The sequence below is a fragment of the Streptomyces sp. NPDC001492 genome, assembly GCF_053597275.1.
On record NZ_JBSFHW010000074.1, the window covers coordinates 10,919 to 33,850 of the forward strand.

Annotated in this window: 18 protein-coding genes; 13 read left to right on the forward strand and 5 right to left on the reverse strand. The window is 70.0% G+C overall.

Annotated elements, in window-relative coordinates:
- Positions 1-86: 86 nt before the first annotated feature.
- From ACWC1K_RS47500 to ACWC1K_RS47515, 4 genes are read left to right on the forward strand one after another with little or no spacing between them, the layout of a single operon-like run.
- A complete protein-coding gene (locus ACWC1K_RS47500; RefSeq protein WP_450840094.1) occupies positions 87-3,908 on the forward strand; it encodes a P-loop NTPase fold protein in 3,822 nt (1,273 codons plus the stop codon).
- Positions 3,905-4,870 carry a hypothetical protein gene (locus ACWC1K_RS47505; RefSeq protein ID WP_450840095.1) on the forward strand — a complete coding sequence of 322 codons (966 nt, stop codon included), beginning with the start codon at positions 3,905-3,907 and terminating at the stop codon, positions 4,868-4,870. The genes ACWC1K_RS47500 and ACWC1K_RS47505 overlap by 4 nt, the downstream gene beginning before the upstream one ends.
- Positions 4,855-6,027: an aminotransferase class I/II-fold pyridoxal phosphate-dependent enzyme gene (locus ACWC1K_RS47510; RefSeq protein WP_450840097.1), complete on the forward strand. Its 1,173-nt coding sequence runs from the start codon at positions 4,855-4,857 to the stop codon at positions 6,025-6,027. The genes ACWC1K_RS47505 and ACWC1K_RS47510 overlap by 16 nt, the downstream gene beginning before the upstream one ends.
- A gap of 33 nt (positions 6,028-6,060) precedes the next feature.
- Positions 6,061-7,065, forward strand: a complete 1,005-nt coding sequence (locus ACWC1K_RS47515; RefSeq protein ID WP_450840099.1) for an NAD(P)-dependent oxidoreductase — start codon at positions 6,061-6,063, stop codon at positions 7,063-7,065.
- 170 nt (positions 7,066-7,235) lie between these two features.
- Here the strand turns inward: ACWC1K_RS47515 and ACWC1K_RS47520 are convergent, their stop codons facing one another.
- Both ACWC1K_RS47520 and ACWC1K_RS47525 read right to left on the reverse strand, forming a co-directional pair.
- Entirely contained in the window at positions 7,236-7,886 is a 651-nt protein-coding gene (locus ACWC1K_RS47520) for a response regulator (protein ID WP_450840101.1), read from the reverse strand.
- A complete protein-coding gene (locus ACWC1K_RS47525) occupies positions 7,883-9,079 on the reverse strand; it encodes a sensor histidine kinase (RefSeq protein WP_450840102.1) in 1,197 nt (398 codons plus the stop codon). Before ACWC1K_RS47525 ends, ACWC1K_RS47520 begins: the two co-directional genes overlap by 4 nt.
- Positions 9,080-9,212: 133 nt before the next feature.
- Here ACWC1K_RS47525 and ACWC1K_RS47530 point away from each other — a divergent pair, with 133 nt between their 5' ends.
- From ACWC1K_RS47530 to ACWC1K_RS47540, 3 genes are all read left to right on the forward strand, one after another.
- A complete protein-coding gene (locus ACWC1K_RS47530; protein WP_450840103.1) occupies positions 9,213-10,127 on the forward strand; it encodes an ABC transporter ATP-binding protein in 915 nt (304 codons plus the stop codon).
- A complete protein-coding gene (locus ACWC1K_RS47535) occupies positions 10,124-10,954 on the forward strand; it encodes an ABC transporter permease (RefSeq protein ID WP_450840105.1) in 831 nt (276 codons plus the stop codon). The genes ACWC1K_RS47530 and ACWC1K_RS47535 overlap by 4 nt, the downstream gene beginning before the upstream one ends.
- Before the next feature lie 92 nt (positions 10,955-11,046).
- Positions 11,047-12,522 carry an alpha/beta hydrolase gene (locus ACWC1K_RS47540; protein ID WP_450840107.1) on the forward strand — a complete coding sequence of 492 codons (1,476 nt, stop codon included), beginning with the start codon at positions 11,047-11,049 and terminating at the stop codon, positions 12,520-12,522.
- Positions 12,523-12,564: 42 nt separating this feature from the next.
- Here ACWC1K_RS47540 and ACWC1K_RS47545 read toward each other — a convergent pair whose 3' ends face one another.
- The gene (locus ACWC1K_RS47545; protein ID WP_450840109.1) at positions 12,565-13,689 is read right to left on the reverse strand and encodes an abortive phage infection protein; all 1,125 of its coding nucleotides are present in this window, start codon (positions 13,687-13,689) and stop codon (positions 12,565-12,567) included.
- Positions 13,690-13,785: 96 nt separating this feature from the next.
- Between ACWC1K_RS47545 and bla the strand changes: the two genes are divergently transcribed.
- Complete coding sequence (gene bla, locus ACWC1K_RS47550; protein ID WP_450840120.1) at positions 13,786-14,682, forward strand: class A beta-lactamase; 897 nt, start codon at positions 13,786-13,788, stop codon at positions 14,680-14,682.
- Between the two features lie 89 nt (positions 14,683-14,771).
- Here the strand turns inward: bla and ACWC1K_RS47555 are convergent, their stop codons facing one another.
- Together ACWC1K_RS47555 and ACWC1K_RS47560 are read right to left on the reverse strand one after the other, a co-directional pair.
- Positions 14,772-15,200, reverse strand: a complete 429-nt coding sequence (locus tag ACWC1K_RS47555; RefSeq protein ID WP_450840111.1) for a phosphatase domain-containing protein — start codon at positions 15,198-15,200, stop codon at positions 14,772-14,774.
- Positions 15,197-15,895: a FadR/GntR family transcriptional regulator gene (locus ACWC1K_RS47560; RefSeq protein ID WP_450840122.1), complete on the reverse strand. Its 699-nt coding sequence runs from the start codon at positions 15,893-15,895 to the stop codon at positions 15,197-15,199. Before ACWC1K_RS47560 ends, ACWC1K_RS47555 begins: the two co-directional genes overlap by 4 nt.
- 191 nt (positions 15,896-16,086) lie before the next feature.
- Here ACWC1K_RS47560 and ACWC1K_RS47565 point away from each other — a divergent pair, with 191 nt between their 5' ends.
- Genes ACWC1K_RS47565 through ACWC1K_RS47585 form a run of 5 tightly spaced genes read left to right on the forward strand, consistent with a single transcriptional unit; the run spans position 16,087 to position 22,741 of the window.
- Complete coding sequence (locus tag ACWC1K_RS47565; RefSeq protein ID WP_450840112.1) at positions 16,087-17,736, forward strand: ABC transporter substrate-binding protein; 1,650 nt, start codon at positions 16,087-16,089, stop codon at positions 17,734-17,736.
- A gap of 4 nt (positions 17,737-17,740) precedes the next feature.
- Complete coding sequence (locus ACWC1K_RS47570) at positions 17,741-18,703, forward strand: ABC transporter permease (protein ID WP_450840114.1); 963 nt, start codon at positions 17,741-17,743, stop codon at positions 18,701-18,703.
- The gene (locus ACWC1K_RS47575) at positions 18,700-20,793 is read left to right on the forward strand and encodes a dipeptide/oligopeptide/nickel ABC transporter permease/ATP-binding protein (protein WP_450840116.1); all 2,094 of its coding nucleotides are present in this window, start codon (positions 18,700-18,702) and stop codon (positions 20,791-20,793) included. The genes ACWC1K_RS47570 and ACWC1K_RS47575 overlap by 4 nt, the downstream gene beginning before the upstream one ends.
- Complete coding sequence (locus ACWC1K_RS47580; RefSeq protein ID WP_450840118.1) at positions 20,790-21,809, forward strand: oligopeptide/dipeptide ABC transporter ATP-binding protein; 1,020 nt, start codon at positions 20,790-20,792, stop codon at positions 21,807-21,809. Before ACWC1K_RS47575 ends, ACWC1K_RS47580 begins: the two co-directional genes overlap by 4 nt.
- Positions 21,806-22,741, forward strand: a complete 936-nt coding sequence (locus tag ACWC1K_RS47585; RefSeq protein ID WP_450840119.1) for a dihydrodipicolinate synthase family protein — start codon at positions 21,806-21,808, stop codon at positions 22,739-22,741. Before ACWC1K_RS47580 ends, ACWC1K_RS47585 begins: the two co-directional genes overlap by 4 nt.
- The last annotated feature ends 191 nt before the right edge of the window (positions 22,742-22,932 follow it).

The following is a 22,932-nucleotide window of genomic DNA, read 5'->3' on the forward strand; positions in this document are numbered from 1 at the left end:
GGTCTCGCGTACCTGTGTCCGATCCCCAGAGAAGGGGGTGCTGAGCACCTGCCTTCCGCGGGCGTCCAGGGGGGAGACGGGGATCCATGACGCAAGGGACCTTGCAGGGGTTACCGGGGCTGGCCCCCCAGCCGGGTGGTGCGGTCGCACTCACCTCATGGCGGGCCGGCGACGGTGCAACGAGGGTCGCCTCCGCCGGGGACGACGGGACTGTACGGATCTGGGACGGTGAAACCGGTGCCTCCGTCGGCGTGCCACTGACCGGCCACGACGCCGGGCTCTGGGCGCTGACCTCCTGGCAGACCTCTGACGGATCGGCCCGCATCGCCTCCGCCGGCGACGACGGAACCGTACGGATCTGGGATCCCGAGACGGGGGCGGCGGTGGGCGAGCCCCTGGTCGGGCATGACGCGGGGATCTGGGCGCTGACCTCCTGGCGGAGCGCCGACGGATCAGCCCGCATCGCCTCCGCGGGCGAGGACAACACGGTGCGGATCTGGGACACCGAGAGATGTACCGAGATCAGTGATCCCTTGAGGGGGCACGAAGCTGGGATCTGGGCGCTTACCTCCTGGGAGAGCGCCGACGGATCGGCCCGCATCGCCTCCGCCGGCGACGACGGAACCGTACGAATCTGGGACACGACGACCGGCGCGGCCGTCGGCCGACCCCTGACCGGTCACCGCGGCCGTGTCCTGGCCGTGACCACCTGGTCGGACACCGGAGGAACCATCAAGCTCGCGTCCGGTGGGGACGACGGGCACATACGCATCTGGGACGCTGAAGGCGGCCTACTGCTGACCAGCCCCTCGGCCGATACCTGGATCATGGCGCTGACCTCTGTCCAGGGTGCCGACGGAGCGATCCGGATCGTTTCGGCCCACTACGATCGGACGGTGCGTCTCTGGGACGCCGACACCGCCGACCCGGTCGGCTCCCCGCTGATCGGTCACCGGGCGGGGGTGATGGCCCTGACGAGTTGGAGTCGGCCGTCGGGCGCCCCGCGCTTCGCGTCCGCCAGCGACGACGGAACGATACGGCTCTGGGACGCGGAATCTGCGACGCCCGTGAGGGAGCCTCTCAGCGGCCACACCGCCTCCATCCAGGCGCTCACCAGTTGGTTCGGCCACGACGGCGGAGCGCGCATCGTCTCCGGACACGCCGACGGACTCCTGCACATCTGGGACGCCGACACCGGCACCCCCAGGAGGGAGGCAGTGCAGGCCCACACCGGATGGATCCGTGCGCTCACCCACTGGATCACTGCAGACGGCAAGGGCCGTATCGCGTCCGCCAGTTACGACGGCTCTGTCCGCTTCACCGACGCCGAAACCGGCACGGCAGTGGGCACCCCACCGCCCGTGCAGCCAGGCGGTGTCCTGTCCCTGGCCACCTGGTCCGCCCCCGACGGGACACAGCTGGTCGCCACCGGTGCCTACGACGGCACCATCCGCGTCTGGAACACCGAGACAGGCGAACAGCACGGCCCGGCCCTGACGGGACACAGCGCCGAGGTGCAGGCGCTGGCCCACCTCAAGGGGCCGGAGGGACAGGACTGGCTCGGCTCGGCGAGCGACGACGGCACCGTCCGGGTCTGGGACGTCGATCTGGGCGCCCAGGTCGGCCCCGCCCTCGTCGGGCACGTCGGAGGCGTTCTCGCCCTCACGGCCTGGACGCCCGCCGACGGCCCCGCAGGTCTCGCGTCCGCGGGCTACGACGGGACGGTCCGGGTCTGGGACGCCTACACACAGACGGCGAGCAATGATCCCTTGATGGGCCACACCGGGCGCATCAGGGCCCTGACTTCGTGGACATACCCGGACGGCAGGGTTCGCATCGCGTCTGCCGGATTCGACGCAGTCGTACGCGTGTGGGATCCCAAGGCGGGCGCCCCGACGGGGGCGCCCCTCGTCGGCCATACCCTGATGATCTGGTCATTGGCGTGCTGGCAGGACCATGCTGACGCCTGTCGGCTTGTATCCGCAGGTTACGACGGCACGATCCGGATGTGGGACCCGGAACTCGGACTGGCCATCCGCACCATCGAAGCCGGACCGGTGACCCTTTGGGGGCTCTCCGACGCGCCGGCCGAATCGGACCTCCTCGACCGGGACATGCTGGCCAAGGCGATCGCCGACCAGATCATCCGCCCGGAAAGCTCGGACGACGAGCCCGGTCCCACGGTGGTCACAGTCGAAGGCCCTTGGGGATGCGGCAAGAGCACCCTCATGCGACTGGTGCAGAAACATCTGAACGAGCGCGCAGCCCAGAGCCCGCAGAGCAGGACCGGCCGCCTGCGTCGCCTCACGGTTCGCGAAGCCGTCAAGCAACTCGACGGGAAGGCTACGGCCCCCCGGCCGACTCGCCCCCCCTCCTCGGTTCAACCCACCCGAGTCGTCACCGCGTGGTTCAACCCTTGGGCCCATCAGTCCGGGGAACAGCTCTGGGCCGGTCTGACGGACGCCATCATCCAGGCCGCGGCCGAGGTGTTGTGTCCCACAGAAGAGGCCTGGCACCAGTACTGGTTCAGTCGCAACATCAGCCGCATAGAGCGGTTCGCGCTGCGCCGCTCGGTCTGGCGCCGACTCCTGTCACCGGTCCTGGGTGTCGGAGTCGGCGCCATCGTCGTCCAACTGGCGACAGCCGTGGGCGGACACACGACCGCCATCAAGGTATTGGGGCTGGGGCTGACGCCCGAAACACTGTTGCTGTGTCTGTCCGGGGCGCTGTTCGGCGCCGGCATCGCCCACACGCTTCTCCGCTACCGGTGGGGAAGAGCGACAGACTTCCTTCCTGCCGCGCTGTTCGCCGGACCACTGCTCGGCACAGGTCAAGACGAGGGCAACGGCACGGGTGAGGTCTCGTACAGCTTCTACGATCCGCTGCTCCGCGCGCGGGCCGGATCCCTGTACCTCCACCAGCACGATGTCGGCGATGTTCTGGCGGACCTGACGGCCTCCGGTCATGGGCTCGTGGTCTTCGTGGACGACCTCGACCGCTGCCGTGCCAGCACCACCGCCGAGGTGTTCGAGGCCGTCAACCTTTTCCTCTCGGGGTTCACCCACCGCGGGGATCTCAAGGCCCGGTTCGTCATCGGTCTGGATCCCGCCGTTGTAGCAGCCCACCTCGACCACGTTCACGCCGGCCTCTCGACCGACGACACGGCGGCGCAGAGCGACGACGCAACCCCGGGATGGGCGTTCCTGCGCAAATTGGTGCAACTCCCGGTGACCGTACCGCAGATAACCGACCAGGGCATCGGCCGCTTCGTCGACGCTGTCACTTCCGGCGGTTCCACCGATGGACACGCGGTTCGCAGGCCGGCCACCCCACCATCGACACCGCAACCCGTCACCGTGGGAGGCGCCAGAGGGAACACCCCGACACCCGACCACCCGCCCCGGGGAGGCAGCCGCCTGAGCAACGGCACGCTTGCCCCCCTTCGGCTCCCTCCTTCGCCTGTCGAGACGGTTCCGTGGCGCGCGATGCAGAGCCATCCCCAGATCCGCGACTTCCTGGCCGCACGACTGGCTGCCCGGACCGATCGCTCCATCCGGGAGGCGAAGCGTCAGCTCAATGTGTGGCAGCTGTACGAAAGAGCGCTCGCGGTCAGCCACCCGCTGCCGCGGCCGGCGGAGGCTATGGAGCGCAGCCGTCGGCTGATCATCCTTGCGGAGATCATCACTCGATGGCCCGCCCTGCAGGGCAGCCTCTACCGCCACGTGGCGGGCACACGGGGCATCGACCTTCTGTCGAACGCTGTGGACGACGACGAATCCTGGGCGAACGCCGTCGGGACGCTGGGGCTGTCGGCGCCCGCACACGCCCGCGCGATCAGGGAGTTGAGGCAGTTGCTCAAGGACCACGACGGCAGGGAAGTCGCAGCAATAGCGAGGCTGGTCCTGTGACATCGAACGCCCTCGGCGGGGTCCCCGGCATCAGGAACTACGATCGCCCGAGCACCTTGCAGGAGTACTTGCCCGACGCGACGCGGCCCGTAGAGCGCTGGTACAACCGCCCCAACTCGGGGAACGTCACAACCGCGATGGAGACGATACTCGACATCTGCGGACGGCCTCCGGCGGCAGTCATCGATCCGTTCAGCGGGGCCGGCTGCTCGGCTGTTGCGGCGAGACGGTTCGGCATACCGTTCTTCGGGATCGAGCAGGACCCGGTACTCGCTTGTGTCTCCTTCGCGAAGGCCACGGCGCGACTTCGTCATGTCCGTCGACTGAGGCAGAACCCCGAAATCACCACACCCAGGGGCCTGTTGGACTTCTGTGCAGGCCTGGTCGTGGATCACAGCAGTGCGGCAGAGGACAGAGTCACGGCATGTCTCGCGGCTCTGGTGTCTCTGACGAGAGAAGCGGGCACGCCTACGACCTTGGAAGACATCGAGGCGGATCTCGAGGAATTACAGAAGAGAGATACGCCCGCCACCCTCGATGCGCGCGTCCTGTCCGGTGACTGCACCGACGCCCAGGCGTGGAGAGGCATTCCGGAGAACCAGCGCAATGCGGTCGTCTTCACGTCGCCGCCGTTCTACCGCGCAGGCATACCGCTGGAGGTCTCCGACCAACTGCGGACGGCCGCCTCCGTCCTGTTTCCCAACCGCACTCCGAGCAGTTCCGGCTCCGGTGGATCTTCGTACGCAGACAGGGTCGTCGGCATGCTCCGCCAGCTGACCCGATACGTACAGCACGGATGGATTCTCATGGAACATGAGCCCGGCGACGCCACGCCAGAGGGACTGCACACCGTGGCCGAACGGATCGGCGGCGAAACCGAATTCCGTCCCTACGAAATGCTGACGACCAAAGCGTTCTCGCAAGCGGGACCGCTTTCCATAATCGTGTGTGGAAGACGATGAAGGATCACCGTTTCAGGAACTCCACCGAGATCGAGAAGTTCGCGCAGGCGCACGCGATGGATCTTGCCGATGGGCACGCGCGTCACAGTCTGCACCCGGACACCGTAACCCAACTCGGCGCCGTACTCGAACGCACCTTTGCCCCACGTAAGACTTTTCAGGGATACCAACAGGCCGTGGAGGATGCCTTCCTGCAGCGTCTGACCGCACAGACTGGAGAGACGTATCCGCGCGCACGGACCCGTCTGCTCTATTCGGCGTCCGTGGCGATCGACGTGCTGGCCAAGTTCTTTCGCCATCGTCGTTCCAGAATCGGTGTCATCACACCCACATTCGACAACATCCCTGCGCTGTTGCGGATGTCCTGCGACGACGTCGTCCCGATCCCCGAAGTCCGTCTGCTGCCGCGCGTCGATCTCGACTACCTGGACCACACGGGAATCGACGCCCTTCTGATAGTGAATCCGAACAACCCGACGGGCCGTTGCCTGGCCCGCCCCGAACTGCAGGAACTGCTGAACTGGGCAGCCACGAGGCGGGTCTTCGTGGCCTTCGACCTCTCGTTCCGCATGCTCGAACAGGCCACCTGTCTGGAAATTCTGACCCTGGCGGAGGCGATCGGCGCAGACGTGGCCACCGTCGATGACACAGGCAAGGTCCTTTCCATGCACGACACCAAGGTGAGCGTGCTCTCCTTCACCAAGGAGCCGGCGTCCGAACTCACCGAGATCGTAAGTCAGTATCTGCTCAACGTGTCAGCCGTGGATGTCTCTCTGCTGTCGGCCGTTCTCGATCCTGTGACCGCGGGCCAGGACGAAGTCGCTGCATCCCGGGACCTGGCCCGGGCAAACCGGCAACACTTGCGGGCACGGCTGTCCGAAATCGCCTTACCGGTCAGCCCCTTCCCGGACGGCAGCGAGTCTTCGGGGCCAGGAGGCTCCATGAGCGTGGAATGGCTGCATTTCGGGAAGCACACCGTCCCCCTGCTCGCGGCCTGTCGCTCTCGAAGGCTGGAACTGCTGCCTGGCAACTCCTTCTTCTGGGAATCCCACAACTCGGCTCCCGAGTCAAGCTGGATCAGGGTCGCTCTACTGCGGGACCCTCTTCTCTTCCACAACGCATGTGACGCCCTGGTCGACGCTCTAGTCCACCTTTGACCTGCCGTATTCGACCCGAGAGGACCCGAAGCCGTGCCTCACAAGGGAATCATCGCGGTGAGCGGAAGCGAACTGGTACCGCAGGAAGTTCTCTCGTACGTGCACAGCCGCGGCTACGAGACCCGCCATGTGCCGCACGACCGCTTCACATCGGAAGAGCTGGACGAACTGCTCGATGGAGTACGCGGATACCTGATCGGCGGCTACGAGTCTCCGACAGCGGAGAACTTCGAGCGCGCCACCAGTCTGGAGGCCGCCGCATTCATCGGCACGGACTACAAAGCCCACGTCGAGGGCTGGAACAGGCCACACAGCCTTGGGATCGCCCTCATCCATGCCGCGGGCGCCAACGCGGTGTCCGTGGCGGAGTTCACCGTGTCGCTCATGCTGGCGATGGCCCGCTCCCTCGGCTCGAGCCTCCTCACGCCCGGCACTGGTCAGATGGGGCAACGCCCTCCAGGAATGGAACTCCACGGCAAGCGTCTCGGCGTTCTCGGCCTCGGCCGCATCGGAAAGAGGGTCGCGCGGGCGGCCAAACTGGGCTTGGGAATGGACATCGCGTACTACAATCCGACACGAAATATCCAGGCCGAGCTGCAGTTGGGCGTGCAGTACTGCTCGAGGCAAGAACTGTTCGAGCACTCTGACGTGATCAGCCTGCACCGGCCAGGGCTGGCGGAGGGCGAGTCCCCGGAAGTCGGACACCAAGAGCTGGAAATGGTGCGCGAGTCGTGCATCCTGATCAACGCAGCCCACCCCGAGCTGGTTGATCTCGACGCACTGTTGTGGGCAACAGAGGCGAAATCCGTACGGAGCGCCTTGGACGGAGCGTCCCAGGGCCCGGCTTGGAAGCGACTGCTCGAGCTCGGAGCGGACCGGTTCTTGTCCGTTCCCGCCATGGGTTTTCACACGGCCGAAGCCAACCTTCGGGCGAGCCGGTGGACGGCGGAAGCGGTGTGTGATGTCCTCGACGGCGGTGACCACAGGCTGGTCAGTAATCCAGATTTCCGCTCGGTCCGGCGAGCCGCCCGATCCTAGGAGCAGGCCCACAGCCTGTCCGGAAACGAGAACTGAAGCAATGGCGTCCGCAGAACGCCCAGACCGGTCCACGTTCCTGCCGCATTCGGCGTAGGCGACCGCGGGGAACTCTTCCCTAAGACCTGTCCAAGTTCAGCCGGGGTTGGCCCGGCGATCTCGAGGTACTTCGCTCACCGCACCGACACCAGCCCCGCCTCATACGCCATGATCACCAGCTGCACCCGATCCCGCGCGTCCAGCTTGGTGAGGAGGCGGGTGAGGTACGTCTTCGCCGTGGCCACGCTGATGCACAGCTCGGCCGCTATCTCGGCGTTGGACAGGCCGCCGGCGACCAGGGTGAGGACCTCGCGTTCGCGGTCCGTGATGGCCTTCAACTCCCGGCGTTTCACCGTCTGTTCGGGCCGGGAGGCGAAGTCCTGGATCAGGCGGCGGGTCACGCTCGGTGCGATCAGGGCGTCGCCTGCCGCCACCACCCGTACCGCGCCGATGATGTCGTCCAGCGCCATGTCCTTGACCAGGAAGCCGGCCGCACCGGCGCGCAGCGCCCCGTACACGTACGCGTCGTCGTCGAAGGTGGTCAGGACGACCACCCGCACGTCGGCCTGGGTCTCCGTGATGCGGCGCGTCGCCTCGATGCCGTCCATCCCCGGCATGCGGATGTCCATCACCACCACATCGGGGGCGAGTTCGCCGGCCAGCCGCACCGCGTCCTTGCCCGTCGCCGCCTCGCCGACGACCTCCACGTCCTCGATGTCGGCCATGACCATGCTCAGTGCGGTGCGGATGAGTTCCTGGTCGTCGACGAGGAGGACCCGGGTCATCGGACGGCCACCGGGAGCGGCAGGCGGGCCGTCACGCGGAAGCCGCCCTCGGGGCGCGGGGCCGCCGTGAACGCGCCGTGCAGCAGGGCCACTCGCTCGCGCATGCCGGCCAGACCGAACCCGGTGTCGGTCGAACTGCCGCGTCCCCGGCCGTCGTCCGTGATCTCCAGGGCGAGTTCGTCGTCGCGGTAGTCGACGGTGACCCGGCACGCGGGTGTGCCCGCGTGCCGTACGACGTTCGTGACCGACTCCTGGATGATCCGGAACGCCGACAGGTCGATGTCCGGGGGGAGTTGGCGTGCCTCGCCGAGGCGGCGCACCTCCACCCGGACGCCTGCCGCCGTGGTCGTGGCCGCCAGTCGGGCCACATCCGCCAGGCCCGCGGGGGCGAGGTCCGGATCCCGCCCCTCGTCCGCCGCCCGCAGCGCGACCAGCATCCGGCGCAGGCCGGCCAGGGTCTCGCGGCCCTCGTTCTCGACCGCCCGCATGGCCGCGAGCGCCGCCTCGGGGCGGGTCGTCGCCACGCGGGAGGCCGCGCCCGCCTGGAGGGCGATGATGCCGATGCTGTGGGCGACGGTGTCGTGCATCTCGCGGGCTATGCGCAGCCGTTCGGCGGTGACGGCCCGGGCCGCGTGTTCGGCGCTGAGCCGCTCGGCGTGCACGCGGGTCTGGTGGGCCGAGTTGCCGAGCAGCCAGACGATCACGGTGACCAGGGCGACGGCCAGTTCGGCGGAGGTGCCGACGGTCCAGTTGCGCAGCAGCCGTACGGCTATGTACACGATCAGGCTGCCGACCGCCATGGCCAGCCCGATGAGCGCGGTGCGCCGTGGGTGGGCGGCCACGACGAAGTACAGCACCACCATGGTCGTCAGGTACTGGGCCATCGGCAGCTCACCGACGCCGAGGGTGCTCGTCTCGAAGATTCCGGCCACGATCGTCAGGGTGATCGCGAGCAGCGGCCTGCGGTGCAGCAGCCTGCCGCCCTGGATCGCCATCACGGTCGACAGTGCGAGGACCGTCAGGCCGTCCCAGCGGTACAACTGGGCCGCCGGCCAGTGCTCCGGCTGTATCTCACCGGGCAGCCGGAACGTCGTCAGCAGCGTGAACAGCGTGCTCGCGCACCACACGACCGCCGCCCACACGGCCGGCGACACGCGTTTGACCAGGGGCGGCGGAGGCAAGGTGGCGGGCATGCCGTGATCGTAGGCGCCGTGCGCGGTGGGGTCATCGGCCCATGGACGTACAACCAGGGTCGACAGCCACCTCGTACGAGTGTCAGCGAGCGGCCGATGCCCCGGACGGGCCGCCCGCGCCACCGTGGTCCGCATGATCGAAGTCGAGCAGCTCACCAAGCGGTACGGCCCCACGACCGCCGTACGCGATCTGTCCTTCACCGTCCGCCCCGGCCATGTCACGGGCTTCCTCGGCCCGAACGGCGCGGGCAAGACCACGACCCTGCGGATGCTGCTCGGGCTCATCGAGCCGAGCGCCGGTACCGCCACGATCAGCGGTCACTCCTTCCGCCGGCATCCCCGCGGGCTGCGGCACGTCGGTGCCCTTCTCGACGCCCATGACGTGCACGGCGGGCGCAGCGCGCGGGCGCATCTGCACGCGCTGGCCCGCAGCAACCGCATCCCGAAGACGCGGGTGGACGAGGTGCTCGCCGAGGTGGGGCTCACTGAGGCAGCCGCCCGGCGCCGGGTCGGCTCGTTCTCGCTGGGCATGAAGCAGCGGCTCGGCATCGCGGCCGCGCTGCTCGGGGATCCGCCGGTGCTGATGTTCGACGAGCCGCTCAACGGGCTCGATCCGGAGGGGGTGTTGTGGGTGCGGGGGCTGTTCCGCAGGCTCGCGCACGAGGGCCGTACCGTCTTCGTCTCCAGCCATCTGATGTCCGAGATGGAGAACACCGCGGACGAGCTGATCGTCATCGGCCGTGGGGAGCTCATCGCGGCCGAGAGCCTCGTCGAGTTCGCCGCGCGCGGTACGGCGCCGACGGTGACGGTGCGCTCGCCGCACGCGGGCGCCCTGGCCGTCGTACTGGAGTCGGAGGGTGCGGTGGTGGCGCCGTACGACGAGGAGACGCTGAAGGTGGACGGGGCGAGCGCCGTCCGGGTCGGCGAGCTGGCGCACCAGCACCGCTTCCTGCTCTGGGAGTTGACGACACAGGCCGCCTCCCTGGAGACGGCCTTCATGGAACTGACCGCCGACAGCGTCGAGTACGCGGCTGGAGAGACCCGATGAGCACCCTGGCCCTGCCCGCCTCCCGCTTCACCGATCTGCTGGCCGCCGAGTGGATCAAACTGCGCTCCCTGCGCTCCACGTACTGGGCCTTCGGCTGCGGTGCGCCGGCCGTCGTCGGCTTCAACGCGAACGCGGCCCGTGCCGACTACGTCAACTATCCGCACTACGGCGGGCCCATCCGCGAGGACTTCGTGTACTGGGCGCTGCGGGACGCCTTCACCCAGGGGTCCGCCATGATCCTCGTGCTGGTGTGCGCGAGCATGGGCGCGATCACGGTCGTCGGCGAGTACGCGACGGGCCTGGTCCGTACGACGTTCACCGCCGTGCCGGACCGGCGGGCCCTGATGGCGGCCAAGGTGGTCGTGGTGACGGCGGTCATGACGGTGTTCGGGGCGCTCGTCGCGGCTGCCTCCTACGCCTCCGCGCAGGCCGTCCTCGACGGGCGGGGCGTGGGCGTGCCGATCGGCCATCCCGGCGCCTGGCGCGTGGTCGTGGCGTCGGCGCTGCTCGGCCCGGTGTCCGCGCTGGTCGGCATGGGGCTGGGCGCGGTGATCCGGCACAGCGCCACGACGATGGTGCTGACGACGTTCGTCCTGCTGCTCCTGCCGTCCTTCGTCACGGACCGCTACCACTGGACGGCGTCGGTCCGGCACGCCTTTCCGTTCAACGCGTGGGAGCGGCTCGTGGACGTGGGGTACGGGCGGTCCCGCTACGTGCTGGTCCCGAAGTATCCGGCGACCGTCGCGGGCGGGTGGGTCGTGTTCGCGGTGTGGGCGGCGGTGGCGGCCGTCGTGGCGGTGGTGGTCGTGGACCGGCGGGACGTATGAGAAACCCTGGATCGGGGCGGGGGTAAACCCCCCTGCCGACAAGGCAGTTGACCGGATGGGATGCGCGGACGGCATCCGGGAGTCTCGTGTTCATGAAGGAGATCACGAAAAGCGCGGCCCTGATCGCCGCCGCCTCCGGCATCGTCTTCGGTGCCGTCACGCCCCTCACCGCGTCCGCCGCGCAGCAGCCGCTCACATGGACCGGATGCGCGGGCAGCGGCCTCGACCCCCGTCAGCGGTGCGCGACCCTCGAAGTCCCCATGGACTACGCCCGCCCCGGCGGCCGCACCATCGACATCGCCGTCTCGCGCATCCCCGCCGAGAAACCGTCCGCCCGCCGGGGCGCCCTGCTGCTGATCGCCGGCGGACCGGGCGGCACCAGTCTGGACGACCCCTCGGGGAAGGGGCAGAAGCTGCCGCAGGACGTCCGGGACGCCTACGACCTGATCGGATTCGCGCCGCGTGGCAACGCGCCCTCCACGGCGGTCAGTTGTGACCTCGATCATTCGGATCTCGCCCTGTCGAAGCTGCGCCCGTGGCCCGCCCCGGACGGGTCCGTCGCCGAGAACATGCGCACCGCCCGACGGGTGGCCGCCGCCTGCGCGGCCAACGGCGGCGAACTGATGCGCCACCTCACCACCAAGGACAACGCCCGCGACATCGACCGCATCCGGGCCGCGCTCGGCGAGCGCTCGCTGTCCGCCTGGGGCGTCTCGTACGGCACCTATGTGGGCGCCGCGTACAGCGAGATGTTCCCGCAGCGCACCGACCGCATCGTGCTGGACAGCAACGACAACCCCGATCCGGTCCGGGCGGAGCGGGCCTGGGTCGCCGCGTACGAGGTGGGCGTCGAGGACAACTTCCCCGAGTTCGCCAAGTGGGCGTCGGCGCCCGGCAACCCGCACCGCCTGGCCGGCACGGCCGCCGAGGTCCGCCCACTCCTCCTGCGCCTCGCCGCGCACCTGGACCGCGAGCCGATCCCCTGGCCGAGCGCCAACCCGGAGGAGCTGAACGGCAACGTGCTGCGTCAGACGATGCTCGACAGCCTCACCGAGCCCGACAGGTACCCCGCCCTGGCCGAGCTGATCGCAGCCGCCCTGAAGAGCACCGTCCCGCCCGCACCGGCTGCCCCGCCGGACGCGGCCATGCAGAACGTCGTCGCGGTGAGCGCCGCCACCATCTGCAATGACGCCGCATGGCCGCGCGATGCCGCCATCTACCGGAAGGGCGTCGCCGAAAGCCGCGCCACGTACCCGCTCACCGCGGGCATGCCGAGGAACGCGCTGGTGTGCGCCGCCTGGCCGTGGCAGCCGAAGGAGCCTCCGGTACGGATCACCGGCCGGGGCCCGTCCGACATCCTGCTCGTCCAGAACGAGCGCGACGTCGCCACCCCGCTGAGCGGCGCCCTGAAACTGCGCGAGGCGCTCGGCCGCCGAGCCGTCATGGTCACCAACGACGCCACCGGCCACGAGGCCTATCTGGCCAACGGCACCAGGTGCGGCGACGAGACGGTCTCCCGGTTCCTCGCGACGGGGAAGCGGCCGCGGCAGGACGTCCACTGCCGCTGAACACACTCCCGCCCTTCCCTTCCGGGCGCGCGGCCGGTCCGTCTACGGTGCCTGGCGTACGCAGGCCCGCCCGTACTGGCGCGCCAGTGCGTGGAAGGCCTCCTTCGGCTCCCAGTGCCAGCCCGAACGGGGGTCGTCCGGGCGGTCCTTGATGGCCTTGGTGATGCTGTAGCTCGCCATGTCGAGGTCGTAGCGCGGGTTGTCGGTGCGGTGCAGGGCGTCCGGGGTGACGAACTCGAAGGCCATCGCCGCGTACAGGGCCATCGACTCGAAGACGTCCAGCAGGCCGGTCAGGTAGGCGGCTTGGGTGTGTTCGCTGCGGACCAGGTGGCCCTTGATCTCCTGCGGGTCCTTGTCGTGGTCGACGACGTTCCAGCCCATGCCACCCGCCTCCGGGGCGCCGACGTAGGTGCAGGTCCCGAACTCGGTGATGGCGAGGGGCTTGCCCCAGCGCAGGTACTTCCTCAACTCCCGTACGTAGTCCGAGCGTTGGTGGAAGTACGAGTAGTAGTCGATGCCCACGATGTCGAAGAGGCCCCAGTCCACCTCGTCGTCCTGGGCGGCGGCATAGCTCAGTTTGCCGTGGAAGACGGACCGGCCCACCGCCGCCGCCTTCGCCGTGAAGCGGTCGAGGCGGCGCTGCATCTTCACGGGGTCGAAGTTGCCGTCCAGCATGTTCTGTACGCGCTCCAGGACCGTCTCCCCCGGCACGATCCCGGGCACCAGCAGCCAGAACTCGCAGCCCACGCTGAAGTCGACGCTCGCGCCCTGCCGTCGCAGCCGCTCCGCGAACCGGCCGCACTCCGCCAGATGCTCCAGGGTGTCGCGCTGCGGGGCGTCCGCGAGGGTCGGCTGGAGCCACACGTGCAGCCCGCGCTCGGCGGCCTCGGCGGCGGTGGCGGTGAGGCGTTCGACGCCGTCGCCGGTGACGTCGACGGTGTCGGCGTGCAGCCGGTCGCGGATGGCACGGATGTCCCGGCGCATCCGGGCCGCGCTCCACGCGGTCCCCGGCGTCTCGCCCTCGCCGACGGTGTAGACGACACCGCGGTGCCGCAGGCCACGGCCGGTCGCTGCTGCCGGCCGGACCGGCAGCACCGCCGCCGACAGGCCGACGGCCGCCGCCCCCGCCAGGAACTGCGCCCGGTTGATCCCGTTCGTCTTCTCCATGTCCCCACTGTGGCGAGGACGCGCCCGCACCGCCGTCCGCCGATGGTCTACGGCCGGGCAACCAAGGGATGACGTCCGGCGTCGGTCACTGAAGAGATCGACGTCCCGTACCGAGCGAAGGAGTCCGAGATCTTAGGCCGACGCACCCTGCTCACCACAGGCACCGCCACCGCCGCGGTACTTCTCACCGGCGCACCCGCCCACGCCGCCACCGGCGACCGGCTGCGCGAGCTGGAACAGCAACACGGCGCCCGTCTGGGCGTGTTCGCGCACAACGTCCGTACGCAGCAGACCGTCGGCCACCGCGCCGACGCGCTCTTCCCCGTCTGCTCGCTCTTCAAGACCCTGGCGGCCGCGGCCGTCCTGCGCGATCTGGACCGGCACGGCGAGGTCCTCGCGCGGCGCATCCCCTACACGGAGGCCGACCTCGTCGACGGCTCGGACAAGACCCGGGAGCACCTGGCCGAGGGCATGACGGTCGCCGAACTCGCCGACGTGGCCATCCGCTACAGCGACAACACCGCCGGCAATCTGCTGCTGCGTGAGCTGGGCGGCCCCACCGCGATCACCCGGTTCGCCCGCTCGATCGGCGACCCCGTGACCCGCCTCGACCGCTGGGAGACCGACCTCAACTCGGCGGAACCGTGGCGGATCACCGACACGACGACCCCGCGCGCGATCGGACGCTCGTACGCCCGCCTCGTCCTCGGCGACGTCCTCGACCACCGGGACCGCGCACTCCTCACCCACTGGCTGCTGAACAACACCACCAGCGGCAACCGCCTCCGCGCGGGGCTGCCCGGCACATGGACGGTCGCCGACAAGACCGGCGCGGGGTTCTACGGCGCGAACAACAACGCGGGCATCGCGTGGACGCCGGACGGGACGCCGATCGTGCTGGCCGTGCAGGTGACGAAGCCCGACCGGGACGCGGCGTGGGATCACGAGCTGATTGCGGAGGCCGCGGCGGTGCTGGCGAGTGCCCTCGGGTAGTCGCTCCGCGGGCTGCGCCGTCTTTCGTCTGCGGGCCCGTCGTGGCTGGTCACGCCCAGGCGGCGAAGCCGCACATCGAAGCGCTCTGTTCAGAACCTCCGCACGTACCGCTTCTGCCACGGCGTCTCCACGGCCCGCCGGTCGTAGTGCGCGCGCACATACGCCACGGCCTCCCCCGGCGGTACGCCGTCCAGGATCGCCAGGCAGGCCAGGGCCGTGCCGGTGCGGCCGCGGCCGCCTCCGCAGGCGATCTCGACGCGCTCGTCCGCCGTCCGTTCCCAGGCGGCGGTCAGCGCGGCGCGGGCGGCCGGGCGGTCGGCGGGGAGGCGGAAGTCGGGCCAGCGGATCCAGGTGAACTCCCAGGGGACGGGCGGGGGTTGTCCGCCGAGGAGGTAGAGGGCGTACGAGGGGGTGGGCGCCCCCGGGGCGAGGGGGTGCCGTAGCCCGCGGCCGCGGACCAGCCGGCCCGACGGCAGGCGCAGCACACCGGGGTCCGCGGGATGCCAGGTGTCCGTCATCGGGTCAGCGTACGGGCTTCGATGCCGCGGAAGTGGTGGGCCATCGCCCGCTGGGCGCCCTCGGCGTCCCCGGCGCGCAGGGCCGTCACGATGTCCCGGTGGCGGCGGACCGTCACCTCGGGCGCGGGGTCACCGAGTCGGCCGCGGGCGCCCGCGACCCTGCGGAACACGGTCCAGAAGGCACCCAGCAGCTGGGGCACGAGCGCGTTGCCGAGGGAGGCGTAGAGCAGCTCGTGGAACTCGCGGTCGAGTTCGGGCAAGGGGCGATCGGCCCGGACCGCCGCCTCCATCCGGGCCACCACCGCCTCCAGCGCGTCCAGCTCCGCCTCGGTGACCGTCCCCGCGATCCGCCGGACCAGCCCCTCCTCCAGTACCTCCCGCACCTGGAGGATCTCGGCGAGCGCCCCCGTGTCGTCGTCGTGCCGGGCCAGGGTGCGGAAGGTCAGGCCGTCGACGAGGGGGGTCAGGGACGCCTGGCCGACATAGGTGCCGTAGCCGTGCCTGATCTCCACGATGTCCAGCGCCTGGAGCGCCTTGAGGGCCTCGCGCACGGAGTTGCGGCTGACGCCGAGGTCCTCCATCAGCTCGGCCTCGGTGGGCAGCGGGGCGCCGGGCCCGAGTCTGCGGTCGAGGATCAGCTGCACGACCTCGCGCCGTATCCGGCTGGTCCTCGACTCCGCGGACATGCGCCGCATCGTACGCGCGCCGGACGTCCCACGTCCCATGTCCGGCAGTGACATGCGCCAACTCCCGCCATTTCGCACCGCCATTGGGCCGACCTATGGCGGCTACGCCATTCGTGTGCGGGCCCTTGACCGCCCCCGGGGCCCCTCCTATGGTCGCGGCTGACGACAGGACGTAGGACGTCGTATCTCCTCGCTCTTCGATGTCGCTCTTCGATGTCGCTCTTCGATGGCACTCTCCGCTGGAGGACACCGTGCATCGCCGGACCTTCCTGAAGTACACCGGCGCGCTGGGTGCGGCCACCGCCGTCTCCGCGTCGCTGTCGGCCTGTTCGTCCGGGCCCCAGTCCACCAACGACACCGGCGGCGGGGACGGCAGGGACCGCACGCTGACGGCGGTCATCGGCTACGGCAACGACGGCACCTGGGATCCCACCCAGACCGCGTCCGCCTTCTGCATGGCCGCCAACAACCACATCTACGAGGGCCTGCTCGACACCGACCCGATCTCCCGCAAGCCGTACGCGGCGCTCGCGACCGCCGTGCCGAAGGACCTGAACTCCACCTCCTGGAACTTCACCCTGCGGGCGGGAGCGAAGTTCCACGACGGGAAGCCCGTCACCGCCGACGACGTCGTCTTCGTCTTCGACCGGATCCTCGACCCGAAGACCCAGACCCTCGCCAAGGGCTTCTTCGCGAGCTGGCTGAAGGAGGTCCGGAAGATCGACGCGCGGAACGTCGAGCTGGTGCTCAGGTTCCCCTTCCCGGACGGGCTCTCCCGGCTCACCCTCGCGAAGATCATGCCGAAGCACGTCTTCTCGAAGCCGGGCGCCTGGGACCAGGCCGTCACGGGTCTCGCGATCGGCTCGGGACCGTACCGGCAGTCCGCCCACCACCCGAAGTCGAACACCACCTTCGAGGCGTTCGCCGACTACAACGGCCCGCGCCCGGCGGCCTTCAAGAAGATGAACTGGCTGACGATCGTGGACGCCGCCCCGCGGGTCGCGAGGATCTCCGGCTCCAGCGCGGGCGCGCAGATCGCCGACAACATCCCCTACGCCAACATCCAGCAGCTCGAGCGCGGCGGACTGACGGTCGCGGGCGGGGCAGGCATGAACAACCTGTTCCTGATGTTCAACACCCGGCACAAGCCCTTCGACGACGTACGGGTGCGGCAGGCGCTGCACTACGCCATCGACACCGAGAAGATGGTGCAGGTCGCGCTGAAGGGGCACGGGAAGCCGTCGTCCTCGTTCCTGAACGAGGGCAACCCCGGCTACCGGCGGGCGAAGACCGTCTACGACTACGACCCCGAGAAGGCGAAGGCCCTGCTGAAGGCGGCCGGGGTCAAGAATCTCAGTATCGACATCCTCGCGGTGAACGTGAGTTGGATCGTCGACTGCCTGCCGACCATCAAGGCCTCCTGGGACGCGATCGGGGTCCGTACGACCCTCTCGCCGCAGGAGACCACCGCCGTCTTCACCAAGATGGACCAGAAGCAGGACTACCAGGTCGTCGCCGCGGCCTCGAACCCCAACCAGTTCGGCCTCGACGCCGACCTGATCATGCACTACAACTACGGCCCCACCAACCTGTGGATGCAGTACACGCGCTGGGCCGACAACTCCGTCGCCAAGCAGCTCTTCAAGGACATGGACCGGGCCACCCGGGAGGCCGACCCGGCGAAGAAGAAGACGATGATCCAGGACTACATCGACGTGGTCGCCGAACAGGCCGTCCTCTACCCGGTCGTCCACAACGAGCTGATGACCGCCTGGGACCCGAAGCAGCTCGCCGGCATAAGGGCGCAGCCGTATCCCGGCATCAACCTGCTCCAGGCCAGGTGGGTCTAGCCCCATGGTCGCGGTTCTCCGCATCCTGCTGCGCCGGATCGCCCTGCTGGTGCCGCTGATGCTCGGCATCGTGCTGTTCGTGTTCCTGGTGATGCGCTTCTCGGACGTCGACCCGGCGTCCGCGTTCTTCCAGGGCGCGAACCCCACCCCGCGGCAGCTGCACGACTTCCGCGAGCAGAACGGCCTGCTCGACCCGCTGCCCGTGCGCTACGTCCACTTCGTCGGCGACCTCCTCCACGGCGACCTGGGCACCAGCGCCCTGACCCGCGCCCCCGTCGTCGACCAGGTCACCACCGCCCTGCCGCTCACCCTCCAGCTCACCTTCCTGGGCCTCGGTATCGCGGTGGTGCTGTCCCTCGTCGGCGGCGTGACGGCCGCCATCCACCGGGACCGGCTGCCCGACCAGGTCATCCGGGTCGTCTCGCTCACCGGCGTCGCGGCCCCCGGCTTCTGGCTGGCGCTGCTGATGATCCAGTACCTGGCGGTCGACCGGGGCTGGTTCCCGACCGGCGGCTACATCAACCCGGCCGACTCCTTCACCGGCTGGCTGAAGACCATGGCCCTGCCCGCCCTCGCCCTGTCGCTGCCGGTGGCGGCCCAACTCACCCGGATCGTCCGGACGTCGGTGGTGGAGGAGCTGGACAGGGACTATGTCCGCACGGCGATCGGCAGCGGCCTGCCGCCACGCGTGGTCGTGGGCCGCAACGTGCTGCGCAACGCCCTCATCAACCCGCTCACCGTGCTGGGTCTGCGCGTCGGCTATCTGCTCGGCGGCGCGGTCGTCATCGAGACGATCTTCTCGCTGCCCGGCATGGGCAAGCTGATGATCGACGCCGTGAAGAACGGCGACCCGGCCGTCGTCCAGGGCGTCGTGCTGACCACGGCGACCGGCTTCGTGGTCGTCAACCTCGTCATCGACCTCCTCTACCTGCTGGTCAACCCGCGACTGAGGGACACGACCGCATGACCTCCCAGTTCCCGCAGTTCACGCGCAGGAGCCTCACCGAGGCGCTGTCCCGGCCCGGCGTCCGCCTGCGCGGCCGGCGCCGGCTGCCGCCGCTGTCGAAGGCCGCGGTCTGCTTCCTGGCCGTCGTGGTGCTGGTGGCCCTGCTGGCGCCCCTGCTCGCACCGGACGACCCGCTCGACCAGCAGCCGCCCGTCGACGGCACCGGGCACCCGTCCGCCGAGCACTGGATGGGCCAGGACAGCCTCGGCCGGGACATCCTCAGCCGGCTGATGTACGGCGCCCGCTGGTCGCTGGCGATCGGCCTCGGCGCGACCGCCCTCGCGCTGGTGGTCGGGGCGCTGATCGGCGCGGTCGCGGCCACCTCCCGCAAGGGGGTCGACGAGACGCTGATGCGCTGCCTCGACGTGGTGATGGCGTTCCCGGGCATCGCGCTCGCGGCCGTCCTGGTCGCCGTGTTCGGCGGCGGGATCACCGTGCTGATCTGCGCGATCGCGTTCCTGTTCATGCCGCCGGTGGCACGGGTCGTACGGGCGAACGTCCTCGACCAGTACGGCGAGGACTATGTGACGGCGGAACGGGTGATCGGCGCCCGGACCCCGCACATCGTGCTGCGCCATGTCGCCGTCAACTGTGCCGCGCCGGTGCTGGTGTTCTGCACGGTGCAGGTGGCCGAGGCCATCGTGTTCGAGGCCTCGCTGTCCTTCATCGGGGCGGGGGTTCGTCCTCCGGACCCTTCTTGGGGGAGTGTCATCGCGGACGGCAAGGACATGGTGTTGACCGGGGGGTGGTGGGCGACTGTCTTCCCGGGGCTGCTGATGCTGGTGACCGTGTTGTCGTTGAACGTTCTGTCGGAGGGGGTGTCGGATGCGTGGGCGGCTCCGCCGGCGCGGGAGGTCGACGTACGCGCGGATGACGACCGACTGGAGGCTGCGGAGCCTGGGAGCGGGGAGGTTCTGCAACTCCCTGGCCTGGCGGCCGCCGCACAGCGGCTGCGGGGGCGGCACGCCACGGGAAGTGCCACGACTGGCAGTCACGCGACTGCGGCGGCGTCCGGGCTGGTCGCGCCCGCGCGGCGGAAGCCGCAGATTCAATACAGCCCCGCGCCCCTTCAGGGCGCTGCCGGACCGGCGGTCCTAGCAGTCGAGAACCTTGCCATCGGCTTCGAAGGGCGGCACGGCGGGGTCGACATCGTCGACGGGATCAGCTTCGAAGTGCACGCCGGTGAGGTCCTGGGCCTGGTGGGCGAGTCGGGCTGTGGCAAGTCGCTGACGGCGCTCGCCGTCATGGGCCTGGAGCCGAAGGGCGCCCGCGTCCGAGGCCAAGTACGCTTCAAGGAACGGGAGTTGCTTGCCCTGCCCATGAAGGCACGCCGACGCCTCCTCGGCCACGAGATGGCGATGATCTACCAGGACGCGCTGTCGTCCCTCAACCCCGCGATGACGATCCGCGCCCAGCTCAAGCAGGTCGTGCGGCGCGGCGGCCGCCGTAGTCCCGCCGAGCTGCTGGCCATGGTCGGCCTGGACCCCGACCGCACCCTGCGCAGCTACCCGCACGAACTCTCCGGCGGTCAGCGCCAACGCGTGCTGATCGCCATGGCCCTGTCCCGCGACCCGCAGCTGATCGTCGCCGACGAGCCGACGACGGCGCTGGACGTGACGGTGCAGGCACAGGTCATGGAGCTGCTGCTGCGGCTGCGCCAGGAGCTGGGCTTCGCGCTGGTCCTCGTCTCGCACGACCTGGCGCTGGTCGCGGACGTCACCGACCGGGTGGCGGTGATGTACGGCGGACAGATCGTGGAGACGGGCGTCACCGCGGACCTGGTGGAGGCGCCGGCCCACCACTACACGCGCGGACTGCTCGGCAGTGTGCTGTCCCTGGAGTCGGCGGCCGAACGCATGACACAGATCAGGGGCGTGGTCCCGTCCCCCGCGGACTTCCCGGCGGGCTGCCGTTTCGCCGACCGCTGCCCGCTCGCCACGGACATCTGCCGCACCACCCCACCCGCCCTGCTGGGCACGCCGACGCACACGGCGGCCTGTCACCACCCGGCGGTCGAACTGGTGGCGTCGGAGCCGGAGGCCGCGCAGTGAACGCGATCGTCGAGCTGTCCGACACACATGTCGTCCACAAGGCGCGCAGCGGGGGCCTGTTCACCCGGGACAGGGTGTACGCGCTGACCGGCGCCGACCTCACGATCGCGCCCGGCGAGACGGTGGGCGTCGTCGGCGAGTCCGGGTGCGGGAAGTCGACGCTGGCGAAGGTGCTGGTGGGCGTGGTCCGGCCGACCTCCGGCACGGTGTCCTTCGGGGGCCGCGACCTGTGGTCCCTGCGGCCGGCCGAACGCAGGGCGACCGTCGGCGGCAGCACCGGCATGATCTTCCAGGACCCGTCGACGGCTCTGAACCGCCGGCTGCCGGTGCGGCAGATCCTGCGGGACCCGCTGGACGTGCACGACCGGGGGACGAGGCGCCAACGCGAGGAGAGGGTACGGGAGTTGATGTCCCTGGTCGGTCTCCCGCGGGCCCTTGCGGACGCGCTGCCCGGGCAGCTCTCGGGCGGCCAGCGCCAACGGGTGGCGATCGCACGGGCGTTGGCCCTGAACCCGCGCCTGGTGGTGGCGGACGAACCGACGAGCGCACTGGACGTCTCGGTACGCGCCCAGATCCTGAACCTGCTCCTGGACCTGAAGGAACGCCTGAACCTGGCGCTGCTCTTCGTCTCGCACGACATCCAGACGGTACGGCGGATGAGCGACCGCGTGATCACCATGTACCTCGGCCGCATCGTCGAGGAGGCCCCGGCCGCGGAGGTCACGGACCGGGCCAGGCACCCGTACACCCGTGCCCTGTTCTCGGCGACCCCCGGCCTCCTGAACCCCATCGACCCCATCCCCCTCACCGGCCCGGTCCCGTCGGCGACGCGGCCGCCGAGCGGGTGCCCGTTCCGCACGCGGTGCTGGAAGGCGGACGAGATCTGCGCGGCGGAAATGCCGGACTTCTCGGCCGCGTCCTGCGCGGGCCACCACTTCCGCTGCCACCATCCTGTGGAGGAGAACCAGTCGACCCAGCACCTGGTACGCCAGAACCGCCCCACGGAGCCCTCATGACGATCCCCACGCCGCTCACCGGTGTCGTCCCGCCCGTCTGCACGCCCCTGACACCGGACCGCGAGGTGGACGTCCCCTCGCTGCTCAGGCTGGTCGACCACCTGGTGGGTGGCGGGGTGCACGGGCTGTTCGTGCTGGGGTCGTCGTCGGAGGCGGCGTTTCTGCGGGACGGGCAGCGCAGGCTGGTGGTGGAGTCGGTGGTGGCTCATGTGGCCGGTCGACTGCCCGTCCTGGCCGGGGCGATCGACATGACGACGCCGAGGGTGCTGGATCATGTGGCGGCGGTGACGGCTGCGGGGGCGGATGCGGTGGTGGTGACGGCGCCGTTCTATGCGGGCACGCATCCGGCGGAGATCGCGCGCCACTACCGGCTGATCGCGGCGGCGTCACCGGTGCCGGTGGTCGCGTACGACATTCCGTCCGCCGTGCACACGAAACTGCCCGCGGACGTCGTGCTCGACCTGGCCGCCGAGGGCGTGCTCGCGGGGCTCAAGGACTCGAGCGGTGATCTGGGGGGCTTCCGGGAGGTCGTCAGCGGGGCGCGCAACCGGTCCGACATCCGCGGCTTCAGCGTCCTGACCGGCTCGGAGCTGGTCGTCGACGCCGCCCTCGCCCTCGGTGCCGACGGAGCGGTGCCGGGGCTGGCCAACGTCGATCCGCACGGCTATGTCCGCCTCGACGCGCTGTGCCGGGCCGGGGACTGGGAGCGGGCGCGTGCCGAACAGGAGCGGTTGTGCGCCCTGTTCGGCATGGTGAGGGCCGGAGATCCGGGTCGTATGGGCGGCAGTTCATCGGCCCTCGGCGCCTTCAAGGCGGCACTGCACCTGCGAGGCGTGATCGACTGCCCGGCGACCGCGGAGCCGCAGGTGCCGCTGTCGCCGGACGAGGTGGAACGGGTGGGCAAGTTCCTGGCGACGGCGGGCCTGCTGTAGGAGTGTTCCGCCCCCGCCGCCCCTTCCCGTCCCGACCCGGGGGCCAGCCCCCGGACCCCCGCTCCTCAAACGCCGGAGGGGCTGGTTTTCAGCCCGTCCGGCGTTTGAGGACGAGGCCGTTCAGGCCGAAAGCGGGGGTCTGGGGGCGGCAGCCCCCAGGAGACGGGTCTGGGTAGGGGCGGCGGGGGCGA